The 19,635-nt window shown below is 72.1% G+C and carries 12 protein-coding genes, 1 tRNA gene and 2 pseudogenes; 7 read left to right on the top strand and 8 right to left on the bottom strand.

Annotation, left to right across the window (positions count from 1 at the left end; all coding sequences use genetic code 11):
• Positions 1-180: 180 nt before the first annotated feature.
• From GPA10_RS14585 to GPA10_RS14570, 4 genes and pseudogenes are all read right to left on the bottom strand, one after another.
• A complete protein-coding gene (locus tag GPA10_RS14585; protein ID WP_058846029.1) occupies positions 181-1,167 on the bottom strand; it encodes a ribose-phosphate diphosphokinase in 987 nt (328 codons plus the stop codon).
• Between the two features lie 148 nt (positions 1,168-1,315).
• Entirely contained in the window at positions 1,316-2,800 is a 1,485-nt protein-coding gene (glmU, locus tag GPA10_RS14580) for a bifunctional UDP-N-acetylglucosamine diphosphorylase/glucosamine-1-phosphate N-acetyltransferase GlmU (protein ID WP_343040836.1), read from the bottom strand.
• 126 nt (positions 2,801-2,926) lie between these two features.
• Positions 2,927-3,001: transfer RNA gene (locus GPA10_RS14575), tRNA-Gln, on the bottom strand.
• A 29-nt stretch (positions 3,002-3,030) separates the two neighbouring features.
• Positions 3,031-3,582 (bottom strand): annotated as a pseudogene (locus GPA10_RS14570) (hypothetical protein); the annotation flags it as partial.
• A 265-nt stretch (positions 3,583-3,847) separates the two neighbouring features.
• Here GPA10_RS14570 and GPA10_RS14565 point away from each other — a divergent pair.
• Positions 3,848-5,188, top strand: coding sequence for a sensor histidine kinase (locus GPA10_RS14565; protein WP_058846026.1), 1,341 nt, complete (start codon positions 3,848-3,850; stop codon positions 5,186-5,188).
• Between the two features lie 36 nt (positions 5,189-5,224).
• On the opposite strand, the gene GPA10_RS14560 is transcribed toward GPA10_RS14565, so the two are convergent.
• Both GPA10_RS14560 and GPA10_RS14555 read right to left on the bottom strand, forming a co-directional pair.
• Positions 5,225-5,716: an SUKH-3 domain-containing protein gene (locus GPA10_RS14560; protein WP_058846402.1), complete on the bottom strand. Its 492-nt coding sequence runs from the start codon at positions 5,714-5,716 to the stop codon at positions 5,225-5,227.
• Between the two features lie 98 nt (positions 5,717-5,814).
• Positions 5,815-6,405 carry a YwqJ-related putative deaminase gene (locus GPA10_RS14555; RefSeq protein WP_157165892.1) on the bottom strand — a complete coding sequence of 197 codons (591 nt, stop codon included), beginning with the start codon at positions 6,403-6,405 and terminating at the stop codon, positions 5,815-5,817.
• Between the two features lie 257 nt (positions 6,406-6,662).
• On the opposite strand from GPA10_RS14555, the gene GPA10_RS14550 reads away from it, so the two are divergent.
• The 3 genes from GPA10_RS14550 to GPA10_RS14540 all read left to right on the top strand — a co-directional run bounded on the left by GPA10_RS14550 (position 6,663) and on the right by GPA10_RS14540 (position 12,236).
• Entirely contained in the window at positions 6,663-7,643 is a 981-nt protein-coding gene (locus tag GPA10_RS14550; RefSeq protein WP_058846025.1) for an SMI1/KNR4 family protein, read from the top strand.
• A 10-nt stretch (positions 7,644-7,653) separates the two neighbouring features.
• Complete coding sequence (locus tag GPA10_RS14545) at positions 7,654-10,935, top strand: SUKH-4 family immunity protein (RefSeq protein ID WP_425505743.1); 3,282 nt, start codon at positions 7,654-7,656, stop codon at positions 10,933-10,935.
• A 359-nt stretch (positions 10,936-11,294) separates the two neighbouring features.
• A complete protein-coding gene (locus tag GPA10_RS14540; RefSeq protein ID WP_157165891.1) occupies positions 11,295-12,236 on the top strand; it encodes a cellulose-binding protein in 942 nt (313 codons plus the stop codon).
• Between the two features lie 581 nt (positions 12,237-12,817).
• On the opposite strand, the pseudogene GPA10_RS14535 reads toward GPA10_RS14540, so the two are convergent.
• Positions 12,818-14,347: pseudogene (locus GPA10_RS14535) on the bottom strand (MFS transporter); the annotation flags it as partial.
• 523 nt (positions 14,348-14,870) lie between these two features.
• Between GPA10_RS14535 and GPA10_RS14530 the strand changes: the two are divergent.
• Together GPA10_RS14530 and GPA10_RS14525 are read left to right on the top strand one after the other, a co-directional pair.
• Positions 14,871-15,659: an ABC transporter ATP-binding protein gene (locus GPA10_RS14530; protein ID WP_058846023.1), complete on the top strand. Its 789-nt coding sequence runs from the start codon at positions 14,871-14,873 to the stop codon at positions 15,657-15,659.
• The gene (locus GPA10_RS14525; RefSeq protein WP_157165890.1) at positions 15,656-18,247 is read left to right on the top strand and encodes an ABC transporter permease; all 2,592 of its coding nucleotides are present in this window, start codon (positions 15,656-15,658) and stop codon (positions 18,245-18,247) included. Before GPA10_RS14530 ends, GPA10_RS14525 begins: the two co-directional genes overlap by 4 nt.
• Positions 18,248-18,346: 99 nt before the next feature.
• On the opposite strand, the gene GPA10_RS14520 is transcribed toward GPA10_RS14525, so the two are convergent.
• Complete coding sequence (locus tag GPA10_RS14520) at positions 18,347-18,886, bottom strand: phospholipase A2 (protein WP_058846021.1); 540 nt, start codon at positions 18,884-18,886, stop codon at positions 18,347-18,349.
• A gap of 450 nt (positions 18,887-19,336) precedes the next feature.
• Here GPA10_RS14520 and GPA10_RS14515 point away from each other — a divergent pair, with 450 nt between their 5' ends.
• Positions 19,337-19,630 (top strand): helix-turn-helix domain-containing protein, encoded by a 294-nt coding sequence (locus GPA10_RS14515; protein ID WP_058846020.1) that lies wholly within the window; start codon positions 19,337-19,339, stop codon positions 19,628-19,630.
• Positions 19,631-19,635: the final 5 nt, after the last annotated feature.

The following is a 19,635-nucleotide window of genomic DNA, read 5'->3' as shown; positions in this document are numbered from 1 at the left end:
CGTAGAAAAGGTGAACTGACGAAGTCACCCGGCCACGACTGGCCTGCTACGAAGAGCGCGTCGATAACGGACCGCCGCACACCGCGTCCCTGCGGACACGTATGCGGCCTCCCTCGCCGAGCAACTTCGACAGTCTACTCGGCGACGGAGGCCGCACCAAAAGGATCTTCCGGGCCGTGCTTACGCGGGGCCGCTCTGCTCCTCGAAGAGGCTGGTCACCGAGCCGTCCTCGAAGATCTCCCGGACCGCGTTGGCGATCGTCGGCGCGATCGAGAGCACCGTGATCTTGTCGAGCTCCAGCTCGTTCGGCGTCGGCAGCGTGTTCGTGAACACGAACTCGCTCACCTTCGAGTTCTTCAGCCGGTCCGCCGCGGGACCGGAGAGCACCCCGTGCGTCGCCGTCACGATGACGTCCTCCGCGCCGTGCGCGAACAGCGCGTCGGCGGCCGCGCAGATCGTGCCACCGGTGTCGATCATGTCGTCCACCAGGACACAGACCCGGCCCTCGACGTTGCCGACGACCTCGTGCACGGTGACCTGATTGGCCACGTCCTTGTCGCGGCGCTTGTGCACGATCGCCAGCGGCGCGCCCAGACGGTCGCACCAGCGGTCCGCGACCCGCACCCGGCCCGCGTCCGGCGAGACGACCGTGAGCTTGTCCCGGTCCACCTTCGTGCCCACGTAGTCCGCGAGGATCGGCAGCGCGAAGAGGTGGTCCACCGGACCGTCGAAGAAACCGACGATCTGGTCCGTGTGCAGGTCGACCGTCACGATGCGGTCCGCACCCGCGGTCTTCATCAGATCCGCCACCAGACGGGCCGAGATCGGCTCCCGCCCGCGGTGCTTCTTGTCCTGGCGCGCGTAGCCGTAGAACGGCACGATCACCGTGATGCTGCGCGCCGAGGCCCGCTTCAACGCGTCGATCATGATCAGCTGTTCCATGATCCACTTGTTGATCGGAGCCGTGTGGCTCTGGATCAGGAAACAGTCGGCGCCGCGCGCCGACTCCTGATAACGCACATAGATCTCGCCGTTGGCGAAGTCGAAGGCCTTCGTCGGTACGACACCGATGCCCAGCTGATGTGCGACCTCCTCGGCCAGCTCGGGGTGGGCGCGGCCGGAGAAGAACATCATCTTCTTCTCGCCGGTCGTCTTGATCCCGCTCACAGCACAGTCTCCTCAGACGTGTTCCCTGGCCGCGAGGACTCTCGCGCGAACCAGCCGAATCTTCATGCACCCATCAGCTTTCGTGCACCTATCACGCAGCTTTCGTGCACCTATCACGGTACGCGGTGCCAGGCGCACCTGTTTCCGGTCAGCTTTCGCCGACCGGCTTCCCAGCGCCCTCCGCCGCCCCGGACGCCGCCGCCTCGGCCGCCTTCGCCGCGGCACTCCCCGGACGCTTACGGGCCACCCAGCCCTCGATATTCCGCTGCTGGCCACGCGCGACGGCCAGCGAACCGGCCGGCACATCCTTGGTGATCACCGACCCGGCGGCGGTGTAGGCACCGTCCCCGATCGTGACAGGAGCCACAAACATGTTGTCCGAACCGGTCTTGCAGTGCGACCCCACCGTCGTGTGGTGCTTGGCCTCGCCGTCGTAGTTCACGAACACGCTCGCGGCACCGATGTTGCTCTGCTCACCGATCGTCGCGTCGCCCACATAACTCAGATGCGGCACCTTCGTACCCGCGCCGATCGTCGCGTTCTTCATCTCCACGTACGTACCCGCCTTGGCCTTCACCCCGAGCCGGGTACCCGGCCGCAGATACGCGTACGGGCCGACATTCGCCTGCTCCCCCACCTCGGCACCGTTCGCCACCGTGTTGTCGACCCGGGCGCCCGCGCCCACCCGCGTGTCCCGCAGCCGCGTGTTCGGCCCGACCTCGCACCCCTCGCCCAGGTGCGTGGACCCCTGGAGCTGCGTGCCCGGATGCACCACCGCGTCCCGCTCCACCGTGACCGTCGCGTCGATCCACGTCGACGCCGGATCGACCACGGTGACACCGGCCAGCATCGCCTCGGTCAGCAGCCGGTCGTTCAGGACCCGGCGGGCGTCGGCGAGTTGCACCCGGTTGTTGATCCCGGCGATCTCCCGGTGGTCACCGGCCACACACGCGCCGACCCGGTGCCCGGCCTCCCGCAGGATGCCGAGGACGTCCGTCAGATACTCCTCACCCTGACTGTTGTCCGTCCGCACCTTGCCGAGCGCGTCCGCGAGGAGCCGCCCGTCGAAGGCGAACACCCCCGAGTTGATCTCCCGGACGGCACGCTGCGCGTCCGTCGCGTCCTTGTGCTCCACGATCGCGGTCACCGCGCCGGACGCGTCCCGGATGATGCGGCCGTACCCCGTCGCGTCCGGCACCTCGGCGGTCAGGACCGTCACGGCGTTGCCGTCGGCGGTGTGCGTGTCCGCGAGCCGGGCCAGCGTCGCACCCGTGAGCAGCGGGGTGTCGCCGCAGACCACGACGACCGTGCCGTCGGGGCCCTCGCTGCTCCCGGCGCCGCCGCCCAGCTCCTCCAGGCCCATGCGCACGGCGTGGCCCGTGCCGTTCTGCTCGGCCTGGTAGGCGGTCAGGACCTCGGGGTCGATCGCGGCGAGATGCGCGCGGACGCGCTCGCTCTCGTGCCCGACGACGGCGACGAGCCGCTCCGGCGAGAGCTCACGGGAGGCGGCGAGCACATGCCCGACGAGGGAACGGCCGCAGATCTCGTGCAGGACCTTCGGGGTGGCCGACTTCATACGGGTGCCCTCACCCGCTGCAAGGACGACGACGGCTGCCGGGCGATTGGCGCTCACAGGGGTGCCCTTCGGCTTCGGATGCTCTGGGGGTGGACATCCGCAGGATACCGGGGCGTAGTGGGGCGGAAATGAGGGCGGGTCCCGACCATACGGTCAGGACCCGAACCGGAGCCTTGCGCTGCGTGGCTCCCCTGCCAGGACTCGAACCTGGAACAAATCATCCAAAGTGACCCGTGTTGCCTATTACACCACAGGGGATAGCAAACGCCTCCAAAACGGACAAATAATCAGTCCGTTGAGCTGGCGGCCTCCACTATGCCGCACCAGGCGCCTTCGATGCGACGGTACAAGTCGGCACTCTGCCGGACTTTGATCACCAGGCAGCCACGATAGGCGTCTCCCACGTTCTTGCGGACGGTCTTCGGGTTGTGCTTCTTGATCGTGGTCTTGTTGAAGGCGGCGGCGTCCGCGCCGACGAGTTCGGCCCAGTGGCGCTCGGCGCCCGGCACGTCGGCGGTCTCGTGGATCATCACGCAGAACCGCAGGCGGTCGCGCTCCACCCCCATCAGGTCGAGCCAGGAGAGGAAGACCATGATCATGCCGGGGTCGCTGTTGACGAACACGACGTTCTCCCGGCGGTCGTACGGCTTGTCCTTGCCGCCTTCTGCCCAGTAGAGGCCGACGCCCACCAGGAACAGCTCGCGCTGCGACATGCGCCCGATCTCGCGCCGGGCCACCTCCTTCGTGCGCCGCCGCTCCTCGTCCCGTACCGCGGACTCGTGCTCCCAGCGCTTCCGGGCCGCCAGCTTGGCCTGCTCCGAGGGGTCCCGCCGCGGCGGTGGCCCGCGCGCCGGAGCGCGACCGCCTGGTCGCGCAGAGTCTCGTAATCGGCGTACCGGCCGACGATCTCGGTCATACGGTCACCCTCGTCCGGAATGCGGACGTCCAGCTCGAAAATTCGGGCGATTCAACTGTTCGAGCGTTACCGGGTGGTTTCGCTGCGCGAGGGCCGCCCCGGTACCGGATCCCGCCCCGCCGTGCCCAGGATCACGGAGCCCGAAACTCACCGGAAAAGGGAGCGCCGGCGCCCGTACGCTGGAAGGCATGACCACGACGGGGGACAGTGACGCGGCGGCCAGGACCGGGCCGTGGTGGTGGGAGCGGCGGCGCAGTGCCGTGCTCGACGTGGGCCTCGGCCTCGCGTCGGCGGCGGAGTGCGGTGCCGAGGGCGTGAAGTTCGCCGCGGACGCCGGTATTCCGGTCGCCGTGGGCGTGATCTTCGGGGTGCTCGCGGGGTCCACCCTGGTGCTGCGGCGCCGCTGGCCGATCGCGGTCGTGCTGATCTCCGTCGCGATCACCCCCGCCCGGATGGGCATCCTGATGGCCATCGTCGGCCTCTACACCCTCGCCGCGTCCGAGCTGCCGCGCCGCATCATCGGCGCCCTCGCGGGCATGTCCCTCGCGGGCACGCTGATCGTGACGCTGGTCCGCGCCAATCAGGACATGGCCGACGGCGACGTGACGATAGGCGAGGGGTTCATACCGTTCATCGCCATCACCACCTCGCTCGGCGTCACCGCCCCGCCGGTCCTGCTCGGTCTGTACGTGGGGCAGCGGCGCCGTCTGATGGAGTCGCTGCGGGAGCGCGCCGACAGCCTGGAGCGCGAGTTGCAGCTGCTCGCCGAGCGGGCCGAGGAGCGTGCGGAGTGGGCCCGGGGCGAGGAGCGCACCCGTATCGCCCGGGACATGCACGACGTGGTGGCGCACCGGGTGAGTCTGATGGTGGTGCACGCGGCGGCGTTGCAGGCCGTGGCCCGCAAGGATCCGGAGAAGGCCGTGAAGAACGCCGCCCTGGTCGGTGACATGGGGCGGCAGGCGCTGACGGAGCTGCGGCAGATGCTGGGTGTGCTGCGGGCCGACGAGGCGCCGCCGAAGCCCGCGCCCGCTCCCATGCCCGTTCCGGTGCCGCTCGCGGCCGTCGGAAAGGCGGCCGCGCAGGCCGCCTCGCGTGCCGGGTCCGCGGCCGAGCCCGAGCCGGTGGACGGCCCGTGTCTGGCCGAGCTGGAGGAGCTGGTGGACCAGTCGCGGGCCGCGGGCATGGTCGTGGACCTGTCGGTGGAGGGCGAGTCGCGGGCGTGCGCGGCCGACGTGGAGGAGACGGCGTACCGGGTCGTCCAGGAAGCGCTCACGAATGTCCACAAGCACGCGGCGGGCGCGAAGACGTTCGTACGGCTCGCCTACCGTCCGGACGAGATCGCCATGCAGGTGGAGAACGGTCCGCCCCCGGAGGCGGGCCCCGCCGACGCGCGGCTGCCGAGCGGCGGCAACGGCCTGGTCGGTATGAAGGAGCGGGTGACGGCGCTCGGCGGGGTGTTCGTGTCGGGTCCGACGGACGCGGGGGGCTTCCGGGTGTCGGCGGTGCTTCCGGCTGCCGCCGAGGAGTGATCTTCCTCACCCTCCGTGACCGCCGGGTCGTGGCGGTCAGCCCGTCGTGGTCAGCCGTACCGGCTGGGTGCCCGCGACGAGGGTGGTGAGGGCCTGGTCGATGTGGCGGCCCAGGTACCAGTCGCCGCTGTGGTCGAGGCTGTACACGCGGCCCTCCATGTCGACGGCGAGCAGTGCCTGGGTCTCGGTCTCCTCGCCGATGGGGCAGACCTCGGTGCCGAGGGCCCGGCCCAGGTCGCCGAGGGTGCGGGCCAGATGGAGCCCGTACATAGGGTCGAGGTGCAGGGTGGCGGGCGCGATCTGGCGGCCGGGCCCCGTCGGGGTGATGTGCAGTCCGCCGAACTCCGCCCAGGCCTCGACGGCGGCCGGGAACACGGAGTGCTCGTGGCCCGCGGGCGAGGTGTGCCGGCGCAGGACGTCGGCCCAGATCTCGGCCTGCTTGATGTCCCAGCGTCCCGGGAGCCAGCCTGCGGTGCGCAGGGCGGCGTCGACGGGGACGGGGAAGCGGGTGGAGTTCTCGGTGTGCATGGCTCGGCCCTCGTGGTGCGGGTGCGGGTGCGGGTGCGGGTGGCGGCGGCCGGCGTGGTGGTGGGCGCCGGGGGTCGTCAGGCGGCGGGCGGCCCGCGTCACGCGTCGGCGGCGGTCGGGTCGACGACGCGGACCCCGAAGTGCGCGGTGAGGGCGGTGCAGGAGCGGCACGGCCGGGCGAAGGCGCCGTGCAGGGGGTCGCCGTCCTCGCGGATGCGGCGGGTGGTGAGCTTGGCGTGCTTGAGGGCCTTGCGGGCTTCGCCGTTGGTCATGGGTTTGCGGGACGCGCGTTTGGAGCGGCCGGCGTCGGCCGCCGCGATGTGCCGGGAGATGAGGACGGCTTCCGCGCACCGTCCGGTGAATCGTTCGCGCTGGCCGCTCGTGAGGGTGTCGAGGAAGTCCTGGACGAGCGGGTGCAGCTCGGGGAGGTCCTCGCCGCGCCTCGGGGTGCCCGTGAGGGTGGTGCCGCGTACGGAGAGCGCGGCGGCGACGGTGGGCAGGATGCCGTCGCGGCGGTGGCGCAGGACGGGGGCGCCGACGGGCTCGCTGCTCCAGCCGACGCGTGGGTCGCCGGCCTCGGCGGTGGCGGTGCGGCCGGTGGCGGTGCGGCCGGCGGCCGGGTGCGTGGCGCTCCGTTCGGCGGCGGGTGCGCCGGTGTTGCCGGGCATGCCGGTTCGTGCCGTGTGCATGTGGTGTTTCCCTCCCCGTCCCCGCGGTGTCAGCCGCCGGTGCCGCGCCCCCCGCGTTGCGGGAACAGACTGCCAAATGGGGCGCGTGGTGCGGAAGCTGGGGCTGTCCGACACGCCTCGTTCGGGTCCAGGTTTCGGCGCTGGGTGACGGGCCCGTGGCGGGTGGTCACGGAATCGGTGGCCCGGTGACCGGTGTCGTGCTTACGCATAGGCTGTCGCTGTCCGTGAACCTCACAGTGCCGCAGGGGGCAACCGCCATGACGACAGGTCGGCTCGGGGAGCAGGCCGCGCCGCCGAACGCGGCCTACGCAGGTCAGGTGGTGCACTTCCCTGACCCGGTCCGTGCCGCCCGGCATCCCAGAGGCGTACGCGTCGACGGTGTGGGTCATCCGGACTTCTCGCCGTACGCGCGGGCCGCCGCCGAGATCGCCGAGCCGCCGGAGGGCTTCGGCGTGGACGAGCTGCGGCTCACGGACTACGTGTCGGCGAACGCGGTCCTCGCGGCGTCGGGGCACGAGCTGTGGGACACGATCCCGCCGGTCGCGACGCCGCACGGCTGGACCTGGCACCACGTACCGAACAGCCGCCGCCTGGAACTGGTCCCCGTCGAGGTGAAGGCGCTGCTGCGGCACCACGGCGGCATCGCCACGGCGCGCGTCGACCAGGGCAAGCGCGGTACGCGTCCGCTGCAGGAGACCCGTCCGGCGCATCTGGCCCTGCCGAAGGCGGCGGTGGCCGTCACGGAGAGCCAGGTCGTGAACGTGGAGGAGGACCTGGGGTACCGCCTGCCTGGCGCCTACCGCTCCTTCCTGAAGGCGGCGGGCGGCTGCGCCCCGGTGGGCACGGCGCTCGACGCGGAGCTCGGCCTCCTGGTCGACCAGCCGTTCTTCACGGTCCGCGAGGAGGCGGCCGTCAACGACCTGGTGTACGTCAACAAGTGTCTGCGCGACCATCTCACCAAGGACTATCTGGGCGTGGGCTTCGTCCAGGGGGGTCTGCTCGCCGTGAAGGTCAAGGGTGACCGGATCGGTTCGGTGTGGTTCTGCGCGTACGACGACGCGCGGGACGTGGACCCGTCCTGGGCGCCCGCCGAGCGCGTCCGGCGGCTGCTGCTGCCGTGCGGCGACGACTTCGACGCGTTCCTCTCCCGGCTCGCGGGCAGCCCGCCGGAGCTGGAGACCGTGGCGAACCTGATGGTGGACGGCGGCTTCGCGCACGCCGTCCCGGTGGGAGTGTGAGCTGGCCGTGGTGACTTTCGCGCAGGCGCAGGAGCGCGCCGAGGAGTGGATCAACGGCGAGGTGCCCGGGCCCGGCCACCGCGAGGTGCGGGTGCGGGAGTTCGAGCTGGGCTTCGTGGTGTGGGCGGAGGACCGTGAGGGCGGCCCCCGTTCGGACGGGGGCCGCCAGCGGCTCGTGATCGCGCGGGACAGCGGCGAGGCGACGCTGTGGCCCGCGCTGCCGGTGGGCGAGGTGATCCGCCGGTACGAGGAGGAGTACGGGGTGCCGGAGACGCCGCCCGAGCCTGCTCCGGCGGCGCCCCAGCGGATGGATCTGAACCAGACGTCGTTCCTGCTGACTCCGCCGGAGTGGTTGCAGGAGGCAGCGGACAAGCTGGGCATCCCGGACCGCCGGGGTGGGGATGCGGGGGCGTCCGGGGGGAGCGGTGCTGCTGTCGGGCCTGGGGGTTCTTCGGTGCCTGGGAGTTCTTCGGCGGCTGCGGGGTCCTCTGTGTCGGAGGTTCCGTCTGCGGCCGGGGGTTCCTCGGCGCATGCGGGTTCCTCCGCGTCCGCGGTTCCCGCCGCCCCCGAGAGTTCCCCCCCGGTTGCGGGGCCTTTCGCGCCTGGGGCTCCTTCCGGGGCTGGGAGTTTCTCCGCGCCGGGGGACCCTTCCGCGTCCGCGGTTCCCTTCGCTCCTTCGGATGCTCCGGCGCCGGCGGCTTCCTCTGCGTACGGGGCCTCGGGCGGTGCGGGTGCGGCCGGGGGCTCCGGGCCGTACGGGGGTGCTGGTTCGCCCGGGTCGGCCGCCGCGCCGATGCCCCCGGCGGAGCCCGCCGCGCCCGGTGGTGGCACGTCCTGGCCCGCCGCCGGTGCTCCCGCGGCGGGGGCTGCGGGGGCCGAGGAGAGTGGCGCGGGCTCGCCTGGCGTGCCCGCGTCGGCGACGCCGTGGGCCGGGACCGACACGAACACGGGCGTCGACGACGAGGACGTCGCGGTGCCGCTGCCCGCGACGGTGTTCTCGCCGCCCCTGCGCCTCGACGGCGGGGACGGTGCCACGGACGGCGACGAGCAGCCGCCCACCGTGTCGCCGGAGGCCAAGACCGCGCTGATGTCGGGCGGCAGCCAACTGCCGCGGACGGCGGTCGCCCCCGCCCTCGACGACCCGCAGGCGGGCGCGCAGGGTGCGCAGGGCGCGGGCGCGCCGCTGCCGCCCCCCGCCCCGGGAGCCGTGGTGAGCGGTCCCGGCGCCCCGCCGCCGCCCACCGGTCAGGCGCCGGGTGGTCCCGCGATGCCGCAGCCGCCCGCCGGTTCGCCCGTCGGCGGAACGAATACGCCGCCGCCCGCCGGTTCGCCGGTCGGCGGTCCGAACGTGCCGCCGCCGCCCGCCGGTTCGGCCCCGGCCGGTGCCACGCCGCCACCGGCACCGGCACCGACGTACGGCTATCCGCAGGGCGTGGACGCCGCTTCCGCTCCTGGTACGGGTGCGCCCGGGGCGCCGCAGGCTCCGTTCCCCGGGGCGGGCGCGACGCCACCGCCGCCGTCCGGTGCGCCGGGCGTACCCGCGGGCGGGTACGTGCCGACGCAGCTCATGTCGCCCCTCGGCCCGGAGGGGCAGCAGCCCGGCGCGCCCGCGGCTCCCGGTGCTCCGGCCGGGCAGCAGCCTCCGGGTGCGCCGCAGCCTTCCGGTGCCCCGGGTGCCCCGGGTTCTCCGGGTACGCCTCCGGGCGGTGTGCACCACGCGGCGACGATGCTGGCCGATCCGAGCCTGGGGGGCGGGCTGAAGCCTCCGGGCGCTCCGGGTACGCCCGCGGCGCCTGGTGCTCCTGGTGCTCCTGGCGCGCCTGGTGCCCCTCAGCCTCCCGGTCCGCCTGGTCCCCCCGGCGCGCCCGGCGCCCCGGGTACGCCTCCGGGCGGTGTGCACCACGCGGCGACGATGTTCGCCGACCCGAGCCTCGGCGGCGGGCTGAAGCCCCCGGGAGCCCCGGGCGCCCCCGGTGCTCCGCAGCCTCCCGGCCCGCCCGGCGCGCCGGGTGCCGCGCAGCCCCCAGGAGCCCCGCAGCCCCCCGGCGCCCCGGGCGCACCGGGCGGTGGTGTCCACCACGCCGCCACCATGCTCGCGGGCCCGGCCGTCGGCGGCCCGGCCGCGCCCATGCCGCCTGGCGCACCGATGCCCCCGGGAGCCGCGGGAGCCGCGGGAGCCCCTGGAGCTCCCGGCGCCCCAGGTGCCCCCGGCGGTCCGGGCATGCCCCCGCCCGCCCCGGGCATGGCCCCCGCCCCGGGCATGGCCCCCGGCCCCCTCCCGGGCCAGGCGTACGGCTACCCGCAGCCGCCGGCCGGCCGGCCCACCGTGGGCCCCGGCTACCAGGCCGTGCTGCGCTACCGCGCGCCCGACGGCTCCGAGCAGCAGGTCATCCGTCGCTCGGCGCCGGGCACGCCGCACCCGGAGTGGCAGATCTTCCACGAGCTGCGCGGCATGAACATTCCGCCGGACCAGGTCCTGGAGCTGCACACGGAGCTGGAGTCCTGCGAGCTGCCCGGCGCGTACTGCGCGCGGATGATCCGCGAGACCTGGCCGCAGGCACGTATCACCTCGATCGCGCCGTACGGCAAGGACCACGCGTCGCGTCAGCAGGGCATGCACCAACTGCTCGCGCACCAGGGCGAGCTGCACCAGGTCGCCGACGGCCCGGCGCGCCCCGCGCCGGTGCGGGCGCCGCTGCCGCAGGTGCCGCCCGCGCCCGCGGTGCCGCCGGAGGGCGTGGCGCAGGAACTCGCGGGGGCGTTCGGTCCCGGGGTGTTCCGCTTCGACCAGCGGTCGGTGTCGCGTCAGGGCGTGCCGGACGTGGTGGCTCACACGCTCGTCGTGGCGGGCCTGCCCGTCGACTTCGGGCCGTTCTTCTGGGCGCAGGCCCAGCCGGGGCGGCCGGTGCCGACGCTGGCGGAGATGGCGCAGGAGCGGGGTGTGCAGCCCGCGTCCGACGCCGGTTCGTACCTCGTGATGGGCAGCGACTTCGGGCGGGCGATCTGTGTCCAGTACGGCACGGCGAACATCGTCGCCGTGCCCGTGGAGGCCGGTCCTGGCGGCACCCCGGTGCCGCCGCAGTTCGTGAACACCGGGCTGCCGGAGTTCGCGCGCTGCCTGGGGCTGCTCGGCCGGATGTGGCGGCTGCGGTACGGACTCAACCAGGAGCAGGCGGGCCGCTGGACGGTGGACTTCCAGACGCAGCTCGCCGCGCTCGACCCGGCGGCCCTCGCGTCACCGGAGAGCTGGTGGTCCGTCCTGCTCGAACAGATGTGGGACGGCCTGCTGTAGCCGCGAGGCCGTACGACGAGGCCGTACGACGAGGCCGTACGACGAAGCCCTACGACGAGGCCGTACGGAGCCGTGCGAGGTCGAGAGCGAGGCGCCCGACCCGGGATACCGGGCGGGCGCCTCGCCCGTTCACCCGCCTCACAAGGTGTCCCGCGGGGATCGTTCACGCCTTCGACGTACTGCGGAACGACAACCCGATTCCGACTTCCGCCACCAATTGACGCATCCTTGACCAGACAGGATGGGCGGAGTGTCGCGTTATGACCACTTCCGCTTGATCCATCAAGATGTGCGCCAATCGCGTTGTACGTGGTCGGCACGACGGCGAGAGTCTGTGTGGGCGATAGAGGGGATCAAGGATGAGCGGCAGCAGTGTGTCGGTATCACCTCATGGCTTCGTCGCCGTGCGCGGGCGTGGCTACCGGCCCGAACAGGTGGAGGCGTACGCCGAGGCGCTGTCCCGTGACCGGGACGCGGCCTGGGAGCGTGCCGCCCGGCTCACGGTGCTCGCCAAGGACATGGGCGCGGAGGCCGGGCGGCTGCGCGAGGTGGTCGCGCGGCTCGCCCCGCAGACGTACGAGAAGTTGGGGCGGCGCGCGCAGGAGCTCCTCGCGCTGTCCGAGGAGGAGGCCGCCGCGGTGCGCGACGCGGCCGCCGCCTCGGCGCGCGAGTCCGAGGAGGCGGCGGCAGCCGAGGGCGCGGCCCTCGGCGAGTCCGCGCGGGCGTACGCCGCTTCGGTGTGCGGCGAGGCGGAGGAGCGGGCTCGGCAGCGGCTCGGCGCGGCTGGTTCCGCCGCCGACGAGTTGCGGACCGCCGCCCGGACGGACGCCGAGGAGTGGCGCGGGGCGGCGCTCGCCGTGCTGCGGGAGACGCGGGAGCGTGCCGGTGGGCTCCTCGCCGACCAGGAGAAGGAGCACGCCGAGCGCGGGGAGGCCGCCGAGCGGGAGATCGCCGAGCGGGAGGCGGCGGCGCAGGCGCACGAGTCGTCCCTCGTCGAGGCCGCGGGGGCGCGGCTCGCGGAGGCCGAGCGGGAGCTGGCCCAGGCCAGGGAGGCCGCGCGGCACGGGCAGGAGGACGCCGAGGCGCGGGCCGCGGATCTGCTCGCGCGGGCGCGGATGCAGGAGGAGCGGACCGGGCGGGAGACGGACCGGGTGCTGCGGGAGCACGGGGAGCGGTGGGACGAGGTGCGGGCGCACATGGAGCATGTGCGGAGCAGTCTGGCCGCGTTGACCGGGCGGGGCGCCCCGGACGACGAGAACTCGCGCGGGGTGCCCGGACCCTCCCCGGAGGCGGGCGCCTAGGCGGGCGGTTCCTCGGCTGGCTCGGGGGGTGCGGGGGTCAACTGTGCTTTTTCAGGCGCCTGCCGGGTGTCCTGCTGGGTGCTCTGGCGGTCGTCCCGCCGGGCGTTCTGGCGGGTGTCCTGCTGGGTGCTCTGGCGGTCGTCCCGCCGGGCGTTCTGGCGTGTGCTCTGCTGGGTGTTCTGGCGGGCGTTCTGGTGCGTGCTCTGCCGGTCGTTCTGGCGGGCGTTCTGGCGGGTGCTCTGGCGGTCGTCCCGCCAGGTGTCCTGGTGCGTGCTCTGCCGGTCATCCTGCCGGGCGTCCTGCCAGTCGTCCCGCCGGGCGTCCTGCCAGTCGTCCCGGCGGGCGTCCGGTTGGGTGCTCTGCCGGTGGTCGCCCTGCCGGCCGTCCGGTTGCGCGTCCTGCCGGTCGTCCCGCCGGTCGTCCCGCCGGGCGTCCCGGCGCGTGCCCTGCCGGTCGTCCCGCCGGGTGCCCGGCTGGTCGCCCGCTCGCTCGCCGCGCAGGTCACCGCGCAGGTCGCCACGCCGCTCGCCCCGCCAGCCGTCCTCCCCAGCGATCTCCTGGGTGCCCGGTTCGGCGGGGGCGCCCGGCCCCTCCTGAATGACGGGAAAGCGCCGCGGGGCGAGGAACAGGAGCACGAGCAGGCACACGACCGCCGCGCACGCCGCCCCCAGGTACACCGCGTCGACGGCCGCGTCCACCGCGCGCCGCAGCCGGTCCGCGTCCGCCACCGAGCCCGGGTCGTCGAGCGCCTCGGCCACGGCGTCGAGCGAGCCCGACCCGCCGAGGCGGGCGCTGAGCACCGCGTTGGCCACCGCCCCGAACAGCGCGGCGCCCACCGTCTGCCCGATCTGGCGGCAGAACAGTACGGAGGCGGTGGTCGTACCGCGCTCCGCCCAGCCGACGGTCGACTGCACGCCGACGATCAGGGGGAGCTGGAAGATCCCGAGCGCGGCGCCGAGCAGCAGCATGAGCAGCGCGGGCTGCCAGGCGGAGCCGGGGTAGGGGAGGAGGGGGAAGGCGAACAGGACGCACGCGGCGGCGCCGATGCCGAGCATCGCGGTGTCGCGGAAGCCGATGCGCCGGTAGACGTGCTGGCTGAGCGCCGCGGAGACGGGCCAGCTCAGCGTCATCACGGAGAGCACGAATCCGGCGGCCACGGGCGCGAGTCGCAGCACCGACTGGGCGTACGTGGGCAGGAACACCGTCGGCGCCACCATCACCAGGCCGAGCGCGCCGAGGGCCAGGTTCACGGCGGCGATGGTGCGCCGCCGCCACACCCAGCCCGGTATCACCGGGTCCGCGGCGCGCCGCTCGACCAGCACGACCACGGCGACGCACGCGAGCCCCGCCGCGAACAGGGCGAGGGACGGCGCCGACAGCCAGTCCCAGGCGACGCCGCCCTGGACGAGGGCGGTGAGCAGTACGCCGCCCGCGGCGAAGACGGCGAGCGCGCCGGGCCAGTCGATGCGTTTCCACACCCCGGCACGGGTGCCCGGCGCAGGGGTCTCGCGCGCGGGTTCGTGGAGGTGGCGGACGATCAACCACAGGGCGAGCGCGCCCACCGGCAGATTGATGAGGAAGATCCAGCGCCAGTCGGTGTACGCGGTGATCAGGCCGCCCACCGCGGGTCCCGCGACCGCCGAAGTGGCCCATACCGTCGACAGCTTGGCCTGTATCCTCGGCCGTTCCTTGAGGGGGTACAGGTCGGCGGCGAGCGTCTGGACGGTGCCCTGGAGGGCGCCGCCGCCGAGGCCCTGGACGACGCGGAAGGCGATCAGGGCGGCCATGTTCCAGGCGACGGCGCACAGGGCCGAGCCGAGCAGGAACAGGACGCAGCCGACGACGAGGACCGGTTTGCGGCCGAAGGTGTCGGAGAGCTTGCCGTACACCGGCAGCGTGACCGTGGCGGCGAGCAGATAGCCGGAGAACAGCCAGGAGAAGACGGAGAAGCCGCCGAGCGCGCCGACGATCTGCGGCACCGCCGTCGAGACGATGGTGGCGTCGAGGGCGGCGAGCGCCATGACGAGCATGAGCGCGGCGACGACGGCGCCGCGCCTGTCGGCGGCCCGTGGTGCCGCTCCGCCGTGCGGCGTTCCTCCACCCGCTGCCATCCCCAAGATTCCTTCCCCCTGCACCTATTGCCTCGGGTCACCTTCTCACCGGGAGGGCTTCCGGGGGAGGGCGCGCCTTCAGGGGTGGAGGCTCTCTTGGCTGGTGGGGCGGGAGATCGCTCGGTTGAAGGGTGGAGCGACCCTGAGAAACGCTCCACCGCCGGGTGGAGAACCCCTAGGGGGTCCTCCGTACTGCGGACAGGGCGACGTTGGTACTGACGGAGGACGAGACCCTCCGGCCTGGTCCTTAGATTGGCTTTATGCCCGCTGGGTGGGGGCGGGGACGCGCGGCAAGGAGACGAACCGCAGTCCCGGGGGTGGGGTTTTCCCCAGGGAAAGACTGCGCTCCGCACCAGGGCGCCGGGGCACCCCGGCGGACCAGAATCTTCAGTGTGAGCAAGCGGCGGCGCGAGCGGCGGCACGGAGTGCGGCGCGAGCGGCGACACCAGCGGCTGTGAGCGAGCGGCAACGCGTACGGCACGGCACACCCGGCTCATCTCATAACGGATATAGGAGACTTACCGTGACAACGGCTGTGACCACTCCCAGGCACGGGGGTACTGGAGGGCGTACGGCCGTGGCGGCTCGGGCACGCCAGGTCGTCAAGGCCTACGGCACCGGCGAGACCCGCGTCGTCGCCCTCGACCACATCGACGTGGACATCGCCCGCGGCCAGTTCACCGCGATCATGGGCCCCTCCGGGTCCGGCAAGTCCACGCTCATGCACTGCCTCGCGGGCCTCGACAACGTCTCCTCCGGGCAGATCCATCTGGACGAGACCGAGATCACCGGCCTGAAGGACAAGAAGCTCACGCAGCTGCGCCGGGACCGGATCGGCTTCATCTTCCAGGCGTTCAACCTGCTGCCGACGCTGAACGCCATCGAGAACATCACGCTCCCGATGGACATAGCGGGCCGCAAGCCCGACCGCGCCTGGCTGGACCAGGTCGTGGACACCGTCGGCCTCGCGGGCCGCCTCAAGCACCGGCCCACCGAGCTGTCCGGCGGCCAGCAGCAGCGCGTCGCCGTGGCCCGCGCCCTCGCGTCCCGGCCGGAGATCATCTTCGGTGACGAGCCGACCGGGAACCTGGACTCCCGCGCCGGCGCCGAGGTCCTCGGCTTCCTACGCCGTTCGGTGACCGAGCTCGGCCAGACCATCGTGATGGTCACCCACGACCCGGTGGCCGCCTCCTACGCCGACCGGGTGCTGTATCTGGCGGACGGCCGCATCGTCGACGAGATGTACAACCCGACCGCGGAGCAGGTCCTCGACCGCATGAAGCACTTCGACGCCCGGGGGCGCACGTCATGACCGTCCTCAGGACCTCGATGCGCAACTTCTTCGCGCACAAGGGACGCATGGCGCTCTCCGCGGTCGCCGTCGTCCTCTCGGTGGCCTTCGTCTGCGGCACGCTCGTCTTCTCCGACACGATGTCCACCACGTTCGACAAGCTCTTCGCGGCGACGTCCGCCGATGTCACGGTCAAGCCGAAGAACGCCCCGGAGGGCGACGAGGAGGGGCCGAAGAACGGCAGGCCCGAGTCGCTGCCCGCCTCCGCGATAGCCCAGGTCGAGAAGGCCGACGGCGTGAAGTCCGTAGAGGGCGGCATCACCAGCACCAGCGTCACGGTCGCCGACTCCAAGAACAAGAACATGGGCCCGACCAGCGGCGGCCCCACCCTCGCGGGCAACTGGACCAGGAACGAACTGCGGTCCATGGAGATCACCTCCGGCCACGCCCCGCGCGGCCCCACCGAGGTGATGGTCGACGCCGACACGGCCGACAAGCACGACCTGAAGCTCGGCGAAGAGCTGCGCACCATCACGGCCAACGGCGACTTCAAGGCCAGGATCTCCGGCATCGCCACCTTCAAGGTGACCAACCCGGGCGCGGCCGTCTTCTACTACGACACCAAGACCGCCCAGCGTGAACTCCTCGGTGCGAGCGGCCGGTTCACCCATCTGAGCGTCACCGCGGCGACCGGCGTCAGCGACGCCGCCCTGAAGCAGAACGTCACCAGGACCCTGGCGGGCGACGCCGCCGCGTACAAGGTCAAGACGCAGAAGGAGAGCGCGGACGACGACCGCAAGTCCGTCGGCAGCTTCCTGGACGTCATGAAGTACGCGATGCTCGGCTTCGCCGGGATCGCCTTCCTGGTCGGTATCTTCCTGATCATCAACACCTTCTCGATGCTGGTGGCCCAGCGCACCCGCGAGATCGGCCTGATGCGCGCCATCGGCTCCAGCCGCAAGCAGGTCAACCGCTCCGTCCTGGTGGAGGCGCTGCTCCTCGGTGTCGTCGGCTCCGTCCTCGGTGTCGGCGCGGGCATCGGCCTCGCGGTCGGCCTGATGAAGCTGATGTCCGGCGTGGGCATGGAACTGTCCACGAAGGACCTCACCATCGCCTGGACGACGCCCGTGGTGGGCCTCGCCCTCGGCATCATCGTCACCGTCCTGGCCGCGTATCTCCCGGCCCGCCGGGCCGGCAAGGTCTCCCCGATGGCCGCGCTGCGCGACGCGGGGACACCGGCCGACGGCAAGGCGGGCGCGGTGCGCGCGCTGATCGGCCTGGTCCTCACCGGCGCCGGCGCCTTCGCGCTCTACACCGCGGGGCAGGCGGACAAGGCGAGCGAGGGCTCGCTGTTCCTCGGCGGCGGTGTCGTCCTGACCCTCATCGGCTTCGTGGTGGTCGGGCCGGTCCTCGCGTCCCTGGTGGTCCGGGTGATCAGCGCGGTGCTGCTGCGGATGTTCGGCCCCGTGGGCCGCATGGCCGAGCGCAACGCCCTGCGCAACCCGCGCCGCACCGGCGCCACCGGCGCGGCCCTGATGATCGGCCTCGCCCTGGTCGCCTGCCTCTCCGTGGTCGGCTCCTCGATGGTCGCCTCGGCCACCGACGAACTCGACAAGTCGGTGGGTGCGGACTTCATCGTGCGGCCCGCCGGTGACAGCGGCAAGCCGCTCACCCCGCAGTCGGTGCGCAAGCTGCGGGAGGCGCCGCACACCGGGCACGTCACGCGCGTGAAGGAGGTCCAGACGAAGCTCACGACCCCCGGGGGGAAGACCGAGAGCGAGGCGCTGGTCGCCACGGACCCGACGTACACGAAGGACCTGCGCCGAGAGACGGTCTCCGGGAGCGTGGCCGGGGCCTACCGCGGGAACGCGATGGCGGTGGGTGAGGAGTTCGCCGACAAGCACCACCTCAAGGTGGGCGACAAGCTGACGGTCGACTTCGACCACGGCAGGACGGTGAAGCTGACGCTCGCGGCCGTCATGTCGGACGACACCGCGTTCGACAAGGGCGCGATGTACACGAGCATCGCCACGGCCGAGCGCTATGTGCCCGCGGGCCGGATGCCGCTGGACTCGATGCTGCTCGCCTCGGCGGACAAGGGTCAGCAGGACGCGGCGTACAAGGCGCTGAAGGCCGCCGTGGCCGAGGACCCGGCCGTGCAGGTCATGAACCAGGCCGACTTCAAGGACGACCTGAAGGACCAGGTCGGGCAGATGCTCAACATGGTCTACGGCCTGCTCGGGCTCGCCATCATCGTGGCCGTCCTGGGCGTGGTGAACACGCTGGCGCTCTCGGTGGTGGAGCGCACCCGGGAGATCGGCCTGATGCGGGCCATCGGCCTCTCCCGGCGGCAGCTGCGCCGCATGATCCGCATGGAGTCGGTGGTCATCGCCCTCTTCGGCGCCCTGCTCGGCCTCGGCCTCGGCATGGGCTGGGGTGCCACGGCTCAGAAGCTCCTGGCACTCGAAGGGCTGAAGGTCCTGGAGATCCCGTGGCCGACGATCCTCACGGTGTTCGTGGGCTCGGCGTTCGTGGGACTGTTCGCGGCCCTGATCCCCGCGTTCCGGGCGGGACGGATGAATGTGCTGAATGCGATCGCGACGGAATAGCGTCCTGTAGGAAACGTGCAGGAAAAGGAAGCGTGGCCCCGTGGAAGGAATGCACGGGGCCACGCTTCGGGTTCACGGCCGGGCGGCCATGGCGTTGTGTCAGTTGAAGGAGCGCACGGCCTGGTAGTACTTGTTGGCCGTCTTGTTGCAGGACTTCTTCAGCTTCTTCCGCATGGCGGGCGTGTACGGGTCGGCCCAGGGCTTCCAGTTGCAGACCTGCCGCATGTCCGTCAGGAAAGCCTTGTCGATGCGGAGCTTGTGGTCCCGGCGGAACGCGGTCTTGCCGACGGTCTTCTTGTAGTTGCGGTAGCCGAAGTCGTGGCGCCAGCACGGGTTGTGGAAGTCGTAGCCGCCGGCGATCTTGTCCGGGGCCCAGGAACAGCCGTCGGTCTTCCAGTTGAACTTGTACTTCTTGACGGACGGCTTGTTCTTCTTCGAGTAGGTGTCGAACCAGCGGGCCGTGGAGGCCTTGGAGTTCGACGTGATGGACTTCATCTTCTTCAGCTTCGCGCTCTTGCTGACCTGGGCGGAAACCTGCTCGGACGAGACCTTGGAGTCGGCGACGGCCGGAGTGATGGACGTGACGACCATGAGTCCGGCGATGGCGGCACCAGGTATTGCCTTGTACAGATTCTTCACGGCGAAGCGTCCCCTCGTTCGATGATCGTCAGTCGATGATCGCTGCGAAGATGACATGCTCAGGCAATCTCTGGCAACTCCCTTGAGAGGCCTCGGTGGGCGAATGGAAACGGAATGGTTAATTCCATGCTCTCTGGCTTGGGCTTTCCCTTCCGGGGGGCACGGATATGTCACTCCTGCGATATGCCATCCGTGTTATGCCGGTGCACTCGTTAACGTCGCGGGGTGTGGGCGGCGGGGGTTCCCGTGTGTCGCGGGACGGCGGGCGACGGTGCGCGTGGAGCGCTCTCCGGGCAAGCTCAAATTTGGCTCAACTCCCTGACGACCTGGCACGTTCCCTCCTACGCTGATGCTTCGCCGGCGCGCGGGAGCGGCCTCGGGAGCGACCGGGGAAGAGGCCCGCGGCGCACCGGAGCAAGGCAGTGGGACCAATCACGGGGGTGATTCGGGATGACGTTTCCCGGCGATGCGGGCGCCAAGTGCAAACTGGAGGAGTCGGTCGGGCGCGCGGTGCGGGCGCGGCGGCAGGAGTTCGGCATGACGCAGGTGGGACTCGCGGAACGCACCGGGATGACCCAAGGAGCCATATCCCGCCTCGAACGCGGAAAATGCATGCCCACCATTCCGGTTCTTGAGCGGATAGCGGAGGCGCTGGACTCCGTCCTGCTGGTCGCGATCACCCCCAGCCGACCCGTCATGATCGGCTTCCGGAACCTGGCGCGCGCCGAGGCCGCGGCCGGATAGGGGAG

The organism is Streptomyces typhae, from assembly GCF_009755605.1.
GTDB lineage: Bacteria > Actinomycetota > Actinomycetes > Streptomycetales > Streptomycetaceae > Streptomyces > Streptomyces typhae.
This window is presented reverse-complemented; position numbering and strand designations above follow the sequence as displayed.